The 712-nt window shown below is 69.9% G+C and carries 1 protein-coding gene and 1 pseudogene; both read right to left on the minus strand.

Annotated elements, in window-relative coordinates:
* On the minus strand, positions 1–248 hold a 248-nt coding region (locus MFF40_RS28940; protein WP_308447721.1), incomplete at its 3' end, for a glyoxalase superfamily protein.
* A gap of 64 nt (positions 249–312) precedes the next feature.
* Positions 313–712, minus strand: a pseudogene (locus tag MFF40_RS28330) (hypothetical protein); the annotation flags it as partial.

Consider the following 712-nt stretch of genomic DNA (forward strand, 5'->3'; position numbering starts at 1 on the left):
CCGAGGCTGGCGGCGACGAGTTCGAGGGTGGTCGCGTGCGAGACGGCGAGGTCCCGGGCGGACAGCGCGGCGCGCAGCCGCTTGGCCATAGCCTTCGCCTGGTCGACGGTCGTCATGGTACTCTCCCCAAGCCGGCGTCGGTCTGTCGGTGCCCGCATTGCCGACCCGTCGCCGGTCAGGGATCCGGTGGGGGTGGTCGTCCGCGATGCATTCACCATCCCGTTCCCGGGGCGAGCGGCAGGCAGCATCGGCCTGGCGCCAGGCTAACCGAGGTCGGTTCGAACGCCAAGACGGCCGCTCGCTCTCGGCAGACTACGACCCCGTGCTAGCGGTGATCTCCTCGAAAGACCCGCTCGCCGCGAGGCGCAGGATGCCCGCTGCGCCACCGTGTGCGTCGAGCCACCGGCTGACTTTGCAGGCGGCCCTGGCGTAGAGGCCCGCGCTCTCTGCTGTCTCTATCCAGGCCGCACGCGCGGTCGGCAGGTCGCCGCCTGGTTCCACAAGACAGCGCTCCGCGCCTGGTGCGAGGTAGCGTGGATCGTCGGACACAACCACGGCAAGCCCCTCGTCGAACCATTGCGGCACGGTGCGCGCGAGCGTTGCCCTAAGGCCGATCCGCCTATGGAGTTCGGCGTGAGCCAGTTCATGGGCCGCGATAACGGTATCGGCCCCCCGGGGTGACAGGATCAGCGCTCGGTCGAGCAGGGTGACG

The sequence above is a fragment of the Methylobacterium mesophilicum genome (assembly GCF_022179445.1).
GTDB lineage: Bacteria > Pseudomonadota > Alphaproteobacteria > Rhizobiales > Beijerinckiaceae > Methylobacterium > Methylobacterium mesophilicum.